General features: G+C 68.6%; 1 protein-coding gene. It reads right to left on the bottom strand.

The genetic code is table 11. The features are described 5' to 3' along the window. Positions 1 to 1,692: condensation domain-containing protein (locus tag KJQ96_RS38425; RefSeq protein ID WP_249727395.1), on the bottom strand; the 1,692-nt coding region annotated here is incomplete at both ends.

Below are 1,692 nucleotides of genomic sequence, written 5' to 3'. Positions count from 1 at the left end.
TGCACCGCTCCGACGGATAGGCCGCCGCCGTCCGGTTCAACTCCTCCAGCAGATACGCGCGCTCAGCGGACGGCAGGATGTCGAGCTCGCGCACCGGCGTGTTGGGGGCATGCTCCAGCGCCTCCGCCAGTTGCTCGAGCGCCCGCTGCATGTAGCCGCAGACCCGATCCGCAGAGACAGGCTCCGCCACCTGCGCCGTCAGCCCGAGCGCTTCGCCATAATCCTCCACCGACAGGGTCACGGGATAGTTGGTGCGCTCCTCGCCGCCCAGCCATTCCATCCCCGACAGGACATCATCCGTTCCGGAGCCGGGCGTGGCCGCCGGCCTGTTATGGCGGTAGTTCAACAGCGCGCTGAACAGCGGCGCCGGCGCCGCAACGCCGCTGCAGCGTTGCGCCAGCGCCAGCGAGGCATGCTCGTGCGCCAGCAGCTCGGAAAGCTGCGCATGGGTGCTGCGCACGCTCGCCGCAACCCCGGTGCCGTCGAGATCAAGCCGCAGCGGCAGGGTGTTGATGAACAGGCCCATGGTGCGGTCGGCACCGGCGCCGCCATGCATCCGGCCAAACAGCACCGTGCCGAACACCACCTGCTCGCGGCCGCTGCTGCGCGCCACCACCTGCCCCCAGGCCAGATGGCACAGGCTGGCCAGGCTCACCCCGAGCCGCCGCGCCTGTTCGCGCAGCCGCTCGTTGAGCGCCTGCGGCAGCACCCGATGCGCCTCGCCGACGCCGCTGCCGTCGCCGTAGACCTCGCTTAGCCCGAACGGCATGGTCGGCTCGTCGATGTCGGCCAGCAGTCCCCGGAAGAACTCTTCATGCGCCTTGGCATCAACAGCAAGACGCGCCTGCGCCACCAGATTGCGGAATGGCAGCGGCGCGGCCAGTTCATAGGCCCGCCCCGCAAGCATGGCCCGCACCTCGGCATGCATCACGTCCAGCGTCGTGTGATCCCCGATCAAATGATGCTGCAGCTCCAAAAGCAGCCAGCGCCCGCTGCCGGGCTCGCGCGCGGTCACAAACCGCAACAAGGGCGCCCGGCCAAGATCGATGCGGTGCTGGCGCGGATCAAACCGGCGCCGGAGCTCATCGGCGCCGGGACAATCATAGCCATCCAGCTCGACCTCGCTCACCTCCAGCGGCGCACGACGCCACACCACCTGGGCCGGGCTCGACAGCCCCTCCCAGACAAAGGCCGTGCGCAGAATGTCGTGCCGATCCACCACCCGCTGAACCGCACCAAGATAGCGATCCAACAGGCCACGGTCGGCAAACGCCATCTGCGACACCAGCAGGTAGGGATCGCCCCGGCTGGTCAGCAGATGATGGAACAGGATGCCGTCCTGCAGCGGCGACAGGCCATAAATGTCCTGGATGTTGCCGACGCCACCAGGCACCGTGGCGACGATCCGGTCGATCTCGCCCTGCGTCAGCTCGATCAGCGGCAGCATCTGCGGCGTGATCGCCGTACTCTGCTCGGTGATCAGGTTGGCAGGCACCGCCACCTCGTGATGGCTGCCCAGGCTTGCGGCAAGATCGGCCAGCACCGGCCTGGCGAACAGGGTGCGCACCTCCACCCCGAGCGACAACCGCCGCAGCCGGCTCAAGAGCTGCACCGCCAGGAGCGAGTGGCCGCCGAGTTCGAAGAAGTGGTCGTGGCGTCCGACCCGCTCGACCCCGAGAAGCTCCGCCCAGA

It is taken from the genome of Bradyrhizobium sp. sGM-13 (genome assembly GCF_018398875.1).
In the GTDB taxonomy this organism is placed as follows: domain Bacteria; phylum Pseudomonadota; class Alphaproteobacteria; order Rhizobiales; family Xanthobacteraceae; genus Bradyrhizobium.
The sequence above is the reverse complement of the archived record's forward strand: the minus strand, read 5'-3'. Positions and strand labels throughout refer to the sequence as shown.